Annotated in this window: 12 protein-coding genes and 1 tRNA gene; 5 read left to right on the forward strand and 8 right to left on the reverse strand. The window is 72.2% G+C overall.

The genetic code is table 11. The features are described from left to right. Positions 1–134: 134 nt before the first annotated feature. Both P8T65_RS32870 and P8T65_RS32875 read right to left on the reverse strand, forming a co-directional pair. The gene (locus P8T65_RS32870; protein WP_316728820.1) at positions 135–1436 is read right to left on the reverse strand and encodes a hypothetical protein; all 1302 of its coding nucleotides are present in this window, start codon (positions 1434–1436) and stop codon (positions 135–137) included. Between the two features lie 754 nt (positions 1437–2190). Next, entirely contained in the window at positions 2191–3030 is an 840-nt protein-coding gene (locus P8T65_RS32875) for a DUF4097 family beta strand repeat-containing protein (RefSeq protein ID WP_316728821.1), read from the reverse strand. 169 nt (positions 3031–3199) lie between these two features. Here P8T65_RS32875 and P8T65_RS32880 point away from each other — a divergent pair. Then, positions 3200–3271: transfer RNA gene (locus tag P8T65_RS32880), tRNA-Val, on the forward strand. A 62-nt stretch (positions 3272–3333) separates the two neighbouring features. Here P8T65_RS32880 and P8T65_RS32885 read toward each other — a convergent pair. Continuing rightward, positions 3334–3660, reverse strand: coding sequence for a hypothetical protein (locus tag P8T65_RS32885; RefSeq protein WP_316728823.1), 327 nt, complete (start codon positions 3658–3660; stop codon positions 3334–3336). Positions 3661–3792: 132 nt separating this feature from the next. Between P8T65_RS32885 and P8T65_RS32890 the strand changes: the two genes are divergently transcribed. Next, entirely contained in the window at positions 3793–4719 is a 927-nt protein-coding gene (locus P8T65_RS32890; protein WP_316728824.1) for a LysR family transcriptional regulator, read from the forward strand. Positions 4720–4780: 61 nt separating this feature from the next. Here the strand turns inward: P8T65_RS32890 and P8T65_RS32895 are convergent, their stop codons facing one another. Continuing rightward, a complete protein-coding gene (locus P8T65_RS32895; RefSeq protein ID WP_316728825.1) occupies positions 4781–5704 on the reverse strand; it encodes a 2-dehydropantoate 2-reductase in 924 nt (307 codons plus the stop codon). A 187-nt stretch (positions 5705–5891) separates the two neighbouring features. Between P8T65_RS32895 and P8T65_RS32900 the strand changes: the two genes are divergently transcribed. The 3 genes from P8T65_RS32900 to P8T65_RS32910 all read left to right on the forward strand — a co-directional run bounded on the left by P8T65_RS32900 (position 5892) and on the right by P8T65_RS32910 (position 8832). After that, on the forward strand, positions 5892–6119 hold the full coding sequence (locus P8T65_RS32900; RefSeq protein ID WP_215455168.1) for a DUF2277 domain-containing protein: 228 nt from the start codon (positions 5892–5894) through the stop codon (positions 6117–6119). 731 nt (positions 6120–6850) lie between these two features. Then, complete coding sequence (locus tag P8T65_RS32905) at positions 6851–7867, forward strand: hypothetical protein (protein WP_316728826.1); 1017 nt, start codon at positions 6851–6853, stop codon at positions 7865–7867. Beyond that, positions 7861–8832, forward strand: a complete 972-nt coding sequence (locus P8T65_RS32910; RefSeq protein WP_316728828.1) for a glycoside hydrolase family 113 — start codon at positions 7861–7863, stop codon at positions 8830–8832. The genes P8T65_RS32905 and P8T65_RS32910 overlap by 7 nt, the downstream gene beginning before the upstream one ends. 90 nt (positions 8833–8922) lie before the next feature. Here P8T65_RS32910 and P8T65_RS32915 read toward each other — a convergent pair whose 3' ends face one another. The 4 genes from P8T65_RS32915 to P8T65_RS32930 all read right to left on the reverse strand — a co-directional run bounded on the left by P8T65_RS32915 (position 8923) and on the right by P8T65_RS32930 (position 14183). Next, entirely contained in the window at positions 8923–9537 is a 615-nt protein-coding gene (locus P8T65_RS32915; RefSeq protein ID WP_316728829.1) for a VTT domain-containing protein, read from the reverse strand. A 182-nt stretch (positions 9538–9719) separates the two neighbouring features. Continuing rightward, positions 9720–10175: a DoxX family protein gene (locus tag P8T65_RS32920; RefSeq protein ID WP_316728830.1), complete on the reverse strand. Its 456-nt coding sequence runs from the start codon at positions 10173–10175 to the stop codon at positions 9720–9722. 86 nt (positions 10176–10261) lie between these two features. Beyond that, positions 10262–12361, reverse strand: a complete 2100-nt coding sequence (locus P8T65_RS32925; RefSeq protein ID WP_399101182.1) for an FAD/NAD(P)-binding protein — start codon at positions 12359–12361, stop codon at positions 10262–10264. A gap of 166 nt (positions 12362–12527) precedes the next feature. Continuing rightward, positions 12528–14183, reverse strand: coding sequence for an alkaline phosphatase D family protein (locus tag P8T65_RS32930; RefSeq protein WP_316728832.1), 1656 nt, complete (start codon positions 14181–14183; stop codon positions 12528–12530). Positions 14184–14262: the final 79 nt, after the last annotated feature.

Consider the following 14262-nt stretch of genomic DNA (forward strand, 5'->3'; position numbering starts at 1 on the left):
CCGCCTCCCATCGGGCGTGCGCGGAGGCCTGCGTACCCCTTCAGCATCCGCCGGGCGGCTCCGCCGGGCAACCGGGTGCCCCGCGGTCCCGGGCCGGGTCCCGGTCCCGGCAGGGGTGGGCGGGGGCGTGCGTCTCAGGTCGCGCCCGCGCCGCGCTCCTTGCGGATCTGGTCCACGACCCGCGCCACCGCCTGCCGCACGGCCTCGGTCTCGGTCAGGAAGTGCCAGTAGTCCGGGTGCCGTCCCTCCAGCGTGGCGATCGCCCGGTCCAGACGTGCCACGGAGTCGTCCAGCGGGCGCGCGTGCCGCGGATCGGGCGTCGACCGCCCGGCCATGGCCAGCCGCTGCGCGTCCCGGATCGCGAACCGGGTCCGTTCGATCTCCTGCTGGGAGTCCTTCTGCACGGCGTTCAGCCGCCGCAGCCGGTCCCCGGCGGCCGAGACCGCCTCGTCGGTGTGGTTCAGCAGCGCCCTCACGGTCGACAGCAGCGAGGTCGCGTCCGGCCAGCGCTGGGCGTCCCGCGCGGCCCGCGCCTCGCGCAGCTTCAGCTGGGCCTGCTCCACGTCCCGCGCGGCCTGGTCCGGCACCTGCTGGAGGTCCTGCCAGCAGGCCGCCACGAACCGCCGCCGCAGCTCGCTCAGCACCTGCGGCACCTGCTCGGCCCGGGTGCCCAGCGCCTCCGCGCGGGTACGCAGCGACACGAGCCGGTGGTCGATCTCGGCGGCCCTCTCCGGCAGCCGCTCGGCCTCCGCGCGCACCGCCTCCGCTTCGCGCACGACCCGGTCGGCCCGCTCCAGCGTCTCCCGGACGCCGTGCTGCCCTGCTCCCTGGTTGAGCTTGGTCAGCTCGGGGGCGAGGGCCGCGAGGCGGGCGGCGAGATCGTCGGCCTTCAGCCCCGAGCCCCGTGCGGTGTCCAACGCGTTGGAGGCGGCGAGCAGGCCCTGCCGGGCGCGCTCCACCGCCGGGGCCAGCCGGGCCAGCTGGGTCTCGGCCTTGTCGAGCAGTGGCCCGAGCCCCTGGGCGAACCGGTCCAGCTCCTGCTTGACCCGGTCCAGCTCGGTCCTCGCGGTCGTCAGCTCGGTGCGGGCCCGGGCAGCCGCGGACGCCTCCAGGTCGTCGCGGTCCAGGTCATGGGCGTCGACGGCGTTGATGTACTGGTGGCTGACCTCGTCGATCCGCCGCCCCAGCGCCTCGAAGCCCTCGGCCGCGCGACGGGCGCCCGGGGAGTCGTCCACCGCTGTGATCGTCTCTATGGAGATCCGCAGATCCCGCTGCGCGGTGTCCAGCTCGTAGAACGCGGCCGCCGCGGCGTCCTTCGCCGCCTGCGCCTCCGCCCGCTGTCCCTCGGCCCGCCCCCCGAACCACCGCCGCGTCCCGCCTCCGGCGAACGCCGCGGGCAGTACGACGAGGGCGACGAGGGGAAGGGCGAGCAGCACGGCACCGTCGCGGACGGCCGACCGCCGCCGGCCTCTCGGGGGCCGGGGCGAGGGGCTCTGGGGCTGCCGCGCGGCGCCGCTGTTCGCCCGGCGCGGCGCGGGGCCGCTCGTCGGATGCGACGTGGCGGGGGCCACCGGCCGTGGCGGGGGCCCGTCGTGGGGTGCCGCTGGTGGGGGTGCGGGGTCGGTGGCCGCATCGGGGGCCGGGTCGGCGGCCGGTCGTGGTGCACCGCTCCGGGGTTGCCAACTGCTTGCCGGGGAGTGCGTACGAGGGTGGATTAGCTCGATCGTGTGGTGATCGGCTTCCGGGCTTGCGGCGGTGTGGGCTGTTCGGGCCACGGTGAGCGGGCGATCTGGGACACCGGGAACGGAGCCGGCGTGCGGAGCCCCCTTTCCTCCGGAGAGAAGGTCAGGGGCCTCTCCGTCGCCCTCTGTCCGTACCCACCTGGCCAGGTCGTGAGGGAACCGGCCTCCCGGGATCGGACCACGTACAGGATGCGTGTCGCCGCCCCGGGGCTGAGTACGCCGGGGACCAGTACGCCCAAGACCGTTCGGGGCGTGCGGCTGGGCGGACTCACTCATGCTCAGTCCCCAGGAACGGTTGTTGTGCGCTCGGCACAAACGGTGTGTACGGCTCTGCCGGTGTCGCCGTCACTTCCCTCTCCCGTGCTGTCATCCACCCTGACCGGTGCCATTCTCCCACCGGTCAAGGACGAAAACACGGGCCGAGCGGTTCGAGGTTGACGGTCGCCCGTCAGTCGACAGTGCGGACCGTCACCGAACCGTCCTGGGTGTGGGCGGTCACCACATGGGAGCTGCCCTCGTCACGGGGCACCGAGACGTCCACGGAACCGTCGTCGCTCCCGGTCTCGATCCGGTACGACGTGTCCCGCGGCAGCCCGATGCTGATCGAACCGTCGTCGCTGCGGGACTCCACCAGGTCCGGTACGACCCCGAGTTCGAGCTTGACCGAACCGTTCTGTGTGCTCACCCTGACGCTCCGCGACGCGACCCCGAGCGCCTGCACGGAGGCGTCGTCGGTGTGCAGCTCCAACGGCCCGGAGGTGTCGCCGACCCGCACGGCACCGTCGGCCGACCGGACCTCCAGCGGCTCGGCGAACCCCTTCGCGGTCACACTCCCGTCGTCGCTGCGCACGGCGACCGCGACCCCGCGCGGAACCTCGATCCGGTGCCTTGCCGCACAGTCGGCGACCAGGCCGTCGCACTTCAGCCGCAGCTCCAGCCGGTCGTCCTCCATCTCCCAGGTCACCCGGGGCTTGCCGCCGACCATGACCCGCCCCTCGAACCACCGGGTCACCTCCACCTCGTCCACGTCCGCCGCGACCAGTTCGAGCGCGGAGTCGTCCGAGTCGACTGTCAGCGTCCGGCCCGCCAGGGCGAAGCTCCGGTGCTCCGGGTCCCGGTCCTCCCCGGCGTCCGCCCCGCACCCGGCGACGGACGCCATGAGCACGACGGCGAGACCGGCGACCGCCCCCGCGCCCGCACGGGACCGGCGAGCCGCGCGAGCCGTACGAGCCGTACGAGCCGTACGAGCCGGGCGTGCGGTGCGTTCGGTGCGTGCGGTGCGTGTCATGACGATCTCCCCTGGGCTGGTCCTCGGATGTCCTTCGACCGTACGGAGCAAGGGAGTTCGAGGGGATCCGGGTCACTCCCGGATGAGGGGTGGGGCTAGCCCCAGGGACGGCCTCGATATGGGTTTGCTGGGCACGCCCTCGGGCAATGTAGGCTGTCGACTCGTACTCGGGCGTGTAGCTCAGGGGTAGAGCGCCTGCCTTACAAGCAGGATGTCGGCGGTTCGAAACCGTCCATGCCCACCGAGACGAGGACCCCTGCCGTCAGCGGCCGGGGTCCTCGTGTTTTCCGGGGCCCGGGTGCCTCAGGAGTGCCGTGCGTGCTTGAGGTGGGTGCGGGCCTCGACCCTCTCCTCCGTGGCGACCTCCGACCAGAAGCGGTGGCAGCTGACGAAGACCGCCAGTTCCCGCTCGCGCTCGCGGAGCTTCTCGACCTCGGCCTGCTCGTCGGGCGTCCAGCCTGGGGAGGCGGGGCGTTCGACCTTGCGCCAGCCGTTGTCGTCGCTGAAACCGTCCAGGGGCTCGACCGACCAGGGCAGCCGCTTCAGCAGTGCCAGGAGCTCGGCCCGGACCTGATGCAGCTCCTCCTGACCGGCGAGAAGGTCGTCTGGGAAGTCATAGGTCTTGGCCACACGGCAATGGTACGCCTGTTCGAATTTGGGATGCGAGTTCCTTCGGGCATTTTCCGGAGGGAGAGATTCAGGAGGGATTCAGGAGGGGCGGGTCCCCTATACCCAAGCTCGACCTTGGGTATCTTCCTCGTCATGACCCTCGATGATCTCCGTGTCTTCGTCGCCGTCTGCCGGGCCGGAAGCCTCAGCGCGGTGGCCCGGGAGCTGGGGTGCACCCAGTCGGCGGTGAGCCAGCACGTGCGGCGGCTGGAGCGGGAGGTCGGGGTCGGTCTGGTGGAGCGGCAGGCCCGAGGGGTCGTGCCCACCCGGGCCGGCCGGGTCCTCCAGGAGGCGGCGGCCGAGGGCATCACCGGGCTCGACCTGGCGCTGCGTCGGCTGGCCGAGATGGTGCGCGGTGACGGCGGCGTCGTACGGATCGCCACCGGCGGCACGACCGTGCGGCACTTCATGACGCAGGGCATCGTCGATTTCCGGCGCTCGTACCCGGATGTGGGCCTGGAGTTCCAGACCGTGCGGTCGAGCGCCGGGTGCTGTGACGCGCTGGCCGACCCGTCCCGGGACCTCGACCTCTCCTGGCTGACCCTGGGGCCCGCCGTCCGGGGCATCGAACAGCGGGCCGTGGCGGAACTGCCCTGGGTGCTCGCCGTGCGGGCCGACGACGAACTCGCCGGGCGGGAGCGGGTGGAGGGCCGCGAGCTGGACGGGATGCGGCTGATCGGGCTGCCGGAGAACTCCACCTCCTACGCCCATCTCGGCGCCGCCTACCGGGAGTTGGGCATCTCCGTCAGCTCCTCCGGGGCCGGGGTCGCCGACTGGGACACCGCCATCCTGCTCGCCGAGCTCGGCGTCGGCCACGCCGTGGTCCCCGCGCTCCCGGGCTGGACGGGCCCAGGCCACCCCGGGCTCCGCTTCGTCCCGGTCCCCGACCTGCCCCCGCTCACCGTCGGATGGGCCGTACGGCGCTGGGACGCCCTGTCACCACCGGCCCGCGCCTTCGCCGACACGGTGGCGCGGCACGCGGTACGGGTGGGGGGTGGGGTGCGGGCGGTGGAGGGGTGAGGTGGCGATCCGGCCGGGTTCCGGCTGGGGCTTCGCCCGTACAGTGGTTCGCCGGTCGGGGTCACCCGGCCGTGCGTCGCTCCTCCGTCGCCCGTAGGTCCGCCACCACCTCCGTGGCCACCGGCACCGGTACACCGTGACGTTCGGCCGTACGGAGCAACGCGCCGCCGATCGCGTCCAGTTCGAGAGGGCGGCCGGTCTCCGCGTCGCGTTGCATGGACGATCTGGTGGCGGGCGGGAAGGCGTCGTAGCGGCGGAGGGTCTCGGCCGGGTCGACGGGGGCGCCGGCCGCCGTGGCGACCGCGGCCGTCTCCTCGACCAGGGCGGTCAGCTCCTCGCGGTGGCGGGTGCGGATCTCGCCGAGAGGCAGGGCGTGGCGGGTCGTGAGCAGGGCGAACGGGGCCAGGAAGGACATCTTCGCCCACAGTACGGCCGTCTCGTCCGGGAGGACGCGGGTGCTCACGCCCGCCCATTCCAGGGCCCCGGCAAGGGAGTTGAGGCGGGCGCGCGGGACGCCGTCGCCGGTCAGGTCGACCTCCGCGAACGGGCTGCCGTGTTCGATGACGCCCGGGGCGACGCGGGTCGACTCGACGCGGATGGTGGCGGGGGCGACGGCCACGGCGTCGCCGTAGTGGGCGCGGAGGTGTGCCGGGTGTTCCACGCCGTTCAGGAACGGTACGACCAGGGTGTCGGGGGTCAGGGAGGCGGCCGGGAGGCGGTCCAGGGAGGCCGCCAGGGTGGTGTGCTTGACCGTGATCAGGGCCGCGTCGACCTGTTCGCGGAGTTCGGGCGCGGTCTCGACGCGGGCGGTGAAGTCGCCGAAGCGGCCGCGCCTGACCTGGATGCCGTCCTTCTCCAGGGTCTCGGCGGTCCGTTCGCCGGCCAGGCAGATCACGCGGTGGCCGGCGCGGGCCAGCAGGGCGGCCAGCAGTCCGCCCACGCCTCCGGGGCCCAGTACCGCCACCGTGAGCCGTTCGTTCGTCATCGTCCCCTCGTTTCCGCCGGGTGGGTCGAGCCGGCTTCGGTGATGATCACAAAGGGGGAGGGTGCAGTCAATCCTCGGAGGAACTTGCTGATGCCCAAGGATTCGCTTGGGTTTGGGGGAAGGCCCCCGGTGACCTGCTGTCTTCGCGGGGCTGGGGTTGGGCGGGGGTTCGCGGGAGACTGGGGGCATGTGCCGCAGTATCAAGACGCTTCGACCGCCCGTCCTTCCCGAAGAGGCCACCGAGGACGACATCAGGGCTGCCGCCCTGCAGTACGTCCGGAAGGTGTCCGGGTTCCGCGCGCCCGCCGCGCACAATCGTGAGGTTTTCGACCGAGCGGTGGAGGTGATCGCGGAGGCCACGGCTGAGTTGTTGGCCGGGTTGGAGGTGCGGGGAGCCGCGCGGCGGGCCGGGTAGTTCTTCGCCCCCGCCGCCCCTACCCGTCCCGTCCTCGCAAGGGGCTGCGCCCCTTTGACCCCCAGGCGTCCGTCCGGTGGGGGCGTCTCGCGCAGTTCCCCGCGCCCCTGAAAAGCAGGGGCTGCGCCCCGTGCTCTTCGTCCCTGAGTGGCCGCAGGTGGTTGCGTCCTGGGAAGCGGTGTACGGGCTCCCACCTGATCCGGGCGTTTGGCCCGGCGCCGGAGTGAGTGTCCGGATATGAGACCGGAGCTCAGTCCGAGTTGGATCGGGGTGCCCCCAGGGTCGCTGAGTTCGGCGACCCGGCCATTGGAGTAGTCCTGCTCATGGACATCGGCCTGGACGCCCGCGCTCCGTAGTTGGGCCGCCGTGGCATCGAAATCGCGCACCCGGAAGTTGACCGCCCACTGCTGTCCGGGCGTGCGGAAATGCTGCGACCCGCTTAAGAGCGGCGCGGTGATATCGGCTTCGAAGCCCGCATGTTCTCGTGGTGGGGCGGACGAACTCGTCCCGCTCTTCGAGCACGCCACCAGGCCAGGGCTCGCGCCTGTGTGAGATCTCCATGGGTTCAGGCATGAGGGGGCGTCAGCCGCGCATGGACGGGGGCCGCGCACTTGTGGACGAAAGTCGTGCGCTCCTGGACGGAAGACGGATGCCCGACCGTCGGCGGTCTCTCTAGTGTCGACCGGACCGACGTCGACCCGGACCGCTGAACAACCACGCAGAGGATTCTCATGCCCGCACTGTCCACCCCTGCCGCACTGCCGCGGTTTCGACACCGCTGGGCCGCCGTGGCGGGCCTGCTGGTGCTGTCCCCGATCAGCGCGGAGTACCTCATCGGCTACGGCGAAAGCACGGGTCGACCGCTGGAGCTGCTGGCGGGCCTGCTCATCCTCGCGCCGCTCTACGGAACCGTCGCGGTGCTCATCCGCGAGATCACTCGGCGCACCGGTCGCGGCTGGCCGACGATCCTGCTGTTGAGCGCGGCCTTCGGGGTGATCCAGGCCGGCTTGATCGACCAGAGTCTGTTCGACAATGAGGTCGACGCGGATGGCCCCGACTGGGCGACCGAGGAGCTGGTCACTCTCATCCCGGGCCTGGGGGTCGATGCGGCGAGCTTGCTGAACTATGTCGGGGGGCATGTGATCTGGAGTTTCGCCGCTCCGATCGCGGTGGTCGAATCCTGCGTCCCGCGCATCGCGACCCGGCGGTGGCTGGGCCCGGTCGGCGTCGGCGTCATGGTGCTGCTGTGGGCGCTGAGTGCCGCTCTGATCTTCAACGACACAGCGGCGGACTCCACCGCCGACCCGGCGCAGCTGATCGGCGCCGCAGTGGTCGCCGCTGCCCTGGTCGCCGCCGCGTTCACCGTCCGGCCTGCGAGGACCCAGCCGTCTGCGAAGGCGCCGTCGTGGTGGCTGGTCGGCGGTGTCACAGGGGTCGCTTGGTGTGCCAGTCAGCTGCTGCCTGCGACCTGGGCGGGGGTGGCGGTGAACGTCGTCGCGATGGTCGTACTGGGCTGGTTGTTGTTGCGCTGGTCGCGCCGCCGGGGCTGGGGCCGTCGGCACGTACTGGCCGTCGCGGGCAGTGCTCTCGTCGTCCGTGCCGGGTTGTCCTTCCTGGTCGAACCGCTCGGCGCCAACGTGGATTACACGGTGAAGTACGCGGTCAACGCCGCGATGCTCGGTGGTGTCGCCGTCCTTCTCCTCATGGCCGCCCACCGTCTGCGTCGACAGGAGCCGGGCGCATGCTGACCGTCCGCGGCATCTCCTACCTGGTCGGCGAGGCGAGCACCGATGACGTACGGCGGGACCTGGAGGTCATCGCCCGGGACCTGCACTGCACCACAGTGATGCTCATCGGAGGCGACGGGAGGCGGTTGATCGATACCGCCCGCATCGCCCTTGAGACCGGTCTCGGCGTCTACATTCGGCCCAACGTTCCCGAGCTGCCTCAGCCGAAACTGCTGGAGCACCTGGACGCCGTCGCCCAGGCGGCCGAAGGACTTCGCCGGGAACACCCGGACCGGGTGACGCTCCTGGTGGGCGGCGAGTTCTCCCACACCATGCCCGGAATCGCCCCCGGACCTCGGTCGTTCCTGCGCCTGAAATTCATCGTGCGTTTCCACCGCCTGCTGCGGCGCAGGATCGACCAACGGCTCCACCAGCTGCTCACCACCGCCGTGACCACCGCGCGGCGCCGCTTCGGCGGGCCGGTCACCTACTCCGCGGCCGGGTGGGAACACGTCGACTGGTCGCTGTTCGACCTGGTCGGCGTCAGCCTCTACCGCTCCCGACGCAACCACGCCACCTACACAGACCGCCTGCGCGGCCTGGTTCGCGACCACGACAAGCCCGTGGTCATCACCGAGTTCGGGTGCGGGGCCTTCACCGGAGCCGATCAACGAGGAGCCGGTTCCTTCTGGATCGTCAACTGGTTCGCCGTACCCCCGCGCATCCGCGGCGACCACCCCCGCGACGAGGCCGTCCAGGCCCGCTACCTCGGTGAACTCATCGACCAGTACGACGCGGAGGGCGTGCACGGCTGCTTCGTGTTCACCTTCGCCATGCCCGACTTCGAGCATCACGACGATCCTCGTCACGACCTCGACAAGGCCGGCTTCGGACTCGTGGCGGTGACCGGGAACGGCGCGTGCAGACCCAAGGAGGCGTTCCACGAGGTCGCGCGGCGCTACGGCGACACAGCCGTGGAGGAATGACCGAGTGTGAGCCACGCAAACACCGCACCCTCAAACCAGCGATGCGGATCCAAGACCGACCTCGCAGGGCATTTGTGGCACCAGCGTTGATTACGGGGCCGGTCGGCCGGGGCGGCGCATGACGTATGCCGCTGCCGCGCCCGCGCCGAAGAGTGCGGCCAGGGACACCGCCGTCGCGAGCCAGGTGGGGCCGAGCCACTGGGCGCCGAAGTAGCCGAGGGCGACGCTGTAGGCGGCCCAGGCGATGCCCGCGAGGGCGGACCAGGGGAGGAAGTCGCGGGCGCGGTGGCGCGCGGCGCCGGCGCCGAGGGAGACGACCGAGCGGCCGGCGGGGGCGAAGCGGGCGACGACGACGAGGAGCCCGCCACCACGGACGAGCGCGGCGCCGAGACGTTCCTGCGCGGTGGTCAGACGGCGGGAGCGGGCGATGGCGCGGTCGAGGCGTGCGCTGCCCCGCCAGGCCAGCCGGTAGGCGACCAGGTCACCGAGCACGGACGCGGTCGCCGCCGAGAGCATCAGCACCAGGATGTCGGGGACCTCGCGGGCCATCGCGCCGGCCGCCGTCTCCGCCGCGGCTGCCGTGGCCACCGCGACGACGAGGACGCCGCTCGGGAGGACCGGGAGGAACACGTCCAGCACGATGGACGCGCCCACCACGGCGTAGATCCATGGGCCGGCGGCCAGCCAACCCAGACTCTCAAGCACCGAGCACTCTCCTGATTTCCCCCGGCGTCACGGCGACCCGTGACAGCCGAACAGCGTACGCCCCGGGTATGACAGACGGCTCACAGGGGCTCATGTGTCCGTCATGCCACGTTCATTCAGACTGTCGGAGAGGCCCGGGGGAGGAGGAGAGCGGCGGCCGGCCGCCGGTGTGTGTCAGGCCGTCAGGCCGTCACGGTGGCCTTGTTCGTGGCGGTCCTGTCCGCGGACGCGGCCTGGCGCTTGGAGAAGAGCTGGTCCAGGCCTAGCGCTCCGGAGCCGGTGAAGACCAGCAGGAACAGGGCCCAGCAGAAGAAGGCCGCGAGCTCGCCGCCGTTCTCGAGCGGCCACAGGGCCTCGGGCTGGTGGACCTTGAAGTACGCGTAGGCCATGGAGCCCGAGGCGACGAACGCCGCGACGCGGGTGCCGAGACCGAGAAGTACCAGGGTGCCGCCGACGAGTTGGATGACAGCCGCGTACCAGCCGGGCCAGGTGCCGGCGGCGGCGGCGCCGCCCTGTCCGTCCGCGCCGCCGAGGATGCCGAAGAGCGATTTGGCGCCGTGGCTGGCGAAGAGCAGGCCGACGACGATGCGGAAGAGACCGAGGGCGTATGGCTGGGCGCTGTTGAGGCGTCCGGTCATGGTGGGGGACTCCTTCGGTAGTGACCCGGTCCTCGTGGGACCAGTGGGGACGGTTCTTACCGGTGAGTCATTAACGTTAGGCAGGCCTAATCGATGCTTGCAAGTTCAACATCTGGCCAGCTCTTTACCTGCGCTTGGGGGGTTCGCGCGGGTGTCGTCGCACGTAGAGCCGCTCGCGCCACGGCGTCCGCATCCGAAAGCGTGACCGAATCCACTCCTGGTCGGGCCCCTGCCGCCGTGACCCAGTGCACGCCTTCCGTCGGCACGCCGAACGCGAACCGCCTTGTGTGAACCATATTTTGACGGTCTATCAGGTGATACGGCCGAGGTGTGACGTCCAGCCCTCCCGTCTCGTAGCCGTCCACCCGGTGCGGACGGCAGGCTCCTGTCGCCAGCAGGCCGGCGAGCAACTCGTCGGCGGTCCTGCGCAGGTCCGGCTCCGGGAGGCGCGCCTCGACGACCGTCGTCACGCGGACGGCCGACCCCGGCACGTCGGGCGAGTGCGCCCGCCAGGCGCCGTCCTCCGGGCGCACCTCCAGCCGTGGGCCCAGCACGGTCAGGACGCCCGCCTCGATCAGCGCGGACATCTCCTCGATGCGGCTGCGGGGCGGGCCGATCGACAGGAACGCGTTCAGGGGTGTGTACCAGCGGTCCAGGTGCTCCCGGCGTGACGCGCCCGCCAGTCCGCCGTGGTCCACGATCAGCCGCAGTTCGTTGCGCAGGTCCCGGAGCACGTCCAGCGCGGCCTTCACCGGGCCCTCGACGTTCCCGAGGGCGGCCTGTGCGGCGTCCTCCCGCAGGTACTCCAGCAGCCAGCCCCGCCAGTCCGCAGGGCTCGTGAACTCCCGCCCCGCGTACGGCCGCGACACCCTCTCCCACGACCACCGGTCCGCCTCCGCGATCCCGAACTCGTCCAGTACGGCGGCCTCTTGGGGGGAGCGGTGGGGCGCGGCGAGGAAACGGCCACGGAAGGGGGCGGCTCCGCCGAAGAGATCGCGGGAGGGCACGGGGGGCGGCCCGTACGCCGGAGTGCCGCGCAAGGTCTCGTAGTAGACCGTTTCCACCTCCTTCGCGACCAGGGGCCATATCTCCGTCAGGAAGTCCGGTGCCTCGCCGGAGTCGGCGCGTTTGCGGAACGCCGCGATGACCTCGGGCGTCAGCACGAGCGGGGTGTGGCGGCCGTAAGGCCCCTTCGCGTTGTCGCCGCGCGCCTGGTACGGGACGCCCCGCCGGGAGCCTGCGTACAGACGGGGCTCTCGGCCGGACGGTTCGTACCGCAGGCCGTTCGTCGCCGGGTCGTATACGAAGCGACCGCCCCGCCCGGTCGTCAACAGGGCCATGTGGTCGAAGAAGTTGAGGCCCAGACCGCGCAGGAGGACGGGTTCGCCGGCAGCGACCGAGGAGAGGTCGAGGTCGGCCGGGTTGGCGGGCGGGAAGTGGCGCAGGCCGTGGCGGGCGGCGTACTCGGCCCGGTCCCGTTCGGCCCGGTCCGGTCGGGTGGGGAGGTGGCCCTGGGTGAGGACCACGGCGGCGAGACCGGTGAGGACGCGGCCGGTGGCGAGCGTGAGCCGCTGGCCGCCGTCGGGGGCCTCGTCGAGGCGGACCGCGCGGGTGCCGTGGACCTCGACACGGATGCCGGGCGGCGCGCCGCGCACCACCTCGGCGAAGACCCACTCCAAGTAGCGGCCGTACTGGGCCCGCGTCGGATAGTCGTCCGGCCCCAACCCGGCCGGCCCCGACCTGTCCGGCTCCGGCCTGTCCGGCTCCGGCCTGTCCGGCTCCGGCCTGTCCGGCTCCGGCCCCCTTGGCTCCGACCCGTCTGGCTCCCCGGTCCCGCCCGGCGCTCCGGCTCCTCCGCTCGCCCACTCGTACAGGCTCGGGCCCCGGCGTATCGGGCCCGAGCAGTCCACGCTGTCGTCGGTGAAGAGCGTGACCTGGGACGCCACGGTGTTCATCAGCAAGTGGGGGGACTGGTCGGTGCGCCAGACCTGCCCGGGACCCGGCGGGGCGGGGTCGACGACATGGACGGTCAGACGGGTGCCGGGGCGGAGCAGCTCGGGGGCGGAGGCGCAGAGGCGTTCCAGGACGCTGGTGCCGCGCGGGCCGGCTCCGACGAGGGCGATGCCGATGTCACTGATCCCTGGCCGTTCGGACAAAGGGGTAACTCCCGTGCGTGTGGGGCGCATCGTGGGGCGCGGTGCGGCGGTCCGCCCGCCGGTAAGCGGACGGTCCGCCTCATCATGCCGTCGTACGCGACGGGAACAGGGCCTTGCGGCTCATCGGGGCGCCGGGTGTGGGATGCCTCACGAGCATCTCGGACAACAGGGGCAACAACCGTGCGCAATAGGTGGATTAGGGGGTGAGTACCGACTCGGACGCCGTTTCGAGGTGCGCCTTGCCGCCCCGCCGGACCCGAGCGCGGTCCAGTCGCAGACGCGCCGAACGGCCGTGCAGGGTCAGCGTCATGAGGTGGTTGCCGAACCACGGGCCGCCCGCCTTGCGCCAGTCGATGGAGGGCCGCTCGCCCCGCCCGTGCCGCCCGAACCACCGGCCGAGCGCCCGCCCCGTCCCGCTCCAGCCGAAGCGGAAGCCGAGCTTTATGGAGAGCGGGATGGAGTTGTGCACGGGGGAGCAGGTGAGCTGGAGCACCCGGGCGTCGGGGCCCCGGGCCCCTCCCGACCCGCCCTCGGGCCACGCGGGTTCGGCGATGTACGCGTGGTGCACGTCCCCGGAGAGCACCAGGACGGTCGCCGGGGCGTCGGCGCCGCCGCCCGTCTCGGCGATCAGCCGGGTCAGGGCCTCGAAGGAGGCGGGGAAGGCCGCCCAGTGCTCCAGATCGGCGCCCCGGCGCAGCTTCTCCCCGAACCGGGCCCAGCGGTCCCCGCGTTCGCCCCGGCAGAGCGCGGCGCTCCAGGACTCGGCGTCATGCACGAGGTGAGGCAGGAGCCAGGGCAGCGAGGTGCCGATGAGGAGATGGTCGTACGAGCCGCGCGCGTCCAGCGCCTGGTCCCGCAGCCATCGCGCCTCGCCGGGGTTCAGCATCGAGCGGTTGCCCTCGTCGAGCACCCGCGCCGCCCGGGAGTCGAGCATCAGCACCCGTACGCGGCCGAAGTCCCGCCGGTAGCTCCAGCGGACCGAGGCCGGGTCCCGGTCGGCCTCGGCGGCGTGGGCGCGCAGCGCGTCCGTGCCGTCCGGGGTGGCGCGTACGGCGGCGTGGACCGGGTCGGTGGCCAGCTCGGCGGGGGAGAGGTTGCCGAGGTGCTGGTGGACCCAGTACGACATCAGGCCGCTCAGGATGCGCTCGCGCCACCAGGGCGTGGCCCTCATGTCGGCGAGCCACGCCTCGCTGGTGTTCCAGTCGTCGATGACGTCGTGGTCGTCGAAGATCATGCAGCTGGGGACGGTGGAGAGCAGCCAGCGGATCTCGGGGTCGAGCCAGGACTCGTAGTAGAGGTGGGTGTACTCCTCGTAGTCCGCCACCTGGTCGCCCGGCGGGTCCGCGAGGTCGCGGCGGGCGGCGAGCCAGCGGCGGGTGGCGTCGGAGGTCTCGTCCGCGTACACCTGGTCGCCGAGGAGCAGCAGGACGTCGGGGCGCTCCGCGCCCGGTTCGGCGGCCAGGCGGGCGGCCAGCGTGTCGAGGGCGTCCGGCCCCACCGGGTCCGGCTCCCCGCCGGGCGGGGCGGCCCAGCGGCAGGAGCCGAAGGCGACCCGGACGGTGTCGCCCTCGGCGGGGGTGCGGATCTCGGAGGGCGGGTGCGCGGAGTCCGGCAGGGGCCACACGGGCGTGCCGTCGAGGAGCACCTCGTACGCCGAGACCGTGCCCGGCGCGAGTCCTGTCACCGGGATCAGCGCGTAGTGGTGGCCGGCGATCTGGAAGGTGCGGGCCTCGCCGCCCCCGCCGCCGGCGCAGCGGACCTCGGCGACGCAGGGCCGGCTCGCCTCGACCCAGACGGTTGCGGACGAGCCGTCCACATATCTCAGCAGTGGTCCCAGACGCAGCCCCGTCATGAGCGATCACCTTCCTCCGTCGCCCCGTACGGTACGGAACGACGGAGGGGAAAGGGGAGGTTCCGGACCACTTTCTCGC

The organism is Streptomyces sp. 11x1, from assembly GCF_032598905.1.
GTDB lineage: Bacteria > Actinomycetota > Actinomycetes > Streptomycetales > Streptomycetaceae > Streptomyces.

What these genes read in the sequence shown, in the direction of transcription:
- P8T65_RS32875 (WP_316728821.1), bottom strand. Translation starts at nt 3,030, where the DNA reads ATGACACGCACCGCACGCACCGAACGCACCGCACGCCCGGCTCGTACG.
- P8T65_RS32890 (WP_316728824.1), top strand. Translation starts at nt 3,793, where the DNA reads ATGACCCTCGATGATCTCCGTGTCTTCGTCGCCGTCTGCCGGGCCGGA.
- P8T65_RS32895 (WP_316728825.1), bottom strand. Translation starts at nt 5,704, where the DNA reads ATGACGAACGAACGGCTCACGGTGGCGGTACTGGGCCCCGGAGGCGTG.
- P8T65_RS32900 (WP_215455168.1), top strand. Translation starts at nt 5,892, where the DNA reads ATGTGCCGCAGTATCAAGACGCTTCGACCGCCCGTCCTTCCCGAAGAG.
- P8T65_RS32905 (WP_316728826.1), top strand. Translation starts at nt 6,851, where the DNA reads ATGCCCGCACTGTCCACCCCTGCCGCACTGCCGCGGTTTCGACACCGC.
- P8T65_RS32910 (WP_316728828.1), top strand. Translation starts at nt 7,861, where the DNA reads ATGCTGACCGTCCGCGGCATCTCCTACCTGGTCGGCGAGGCGAGCACC.
- P8T65_RS32920 (WP_316728830.1), bottom strand. Translation starts at nt 10,175, where the DNA reads ATGACCGGACGCCTCAACAGCGCCCAGCCATACGCCCTCGGTCTCTTC.
- P8T65_RS32925 (WP_399101182.1), bottom strand. Translation starts at nt 12,361, where the DNA reads ATGCGCCCCACACGCACGGGAGTTACCCCTTTGTCCGAACGGCCAGGG.
- P8T65_RS32930 (WP_316728832.1), bottom strand. Translation starts at nt 14,183, where the DNA reads ATGACGGGGCTGCGTCTGGGACCACTGCTGAGATATGTGGACGGCTCG.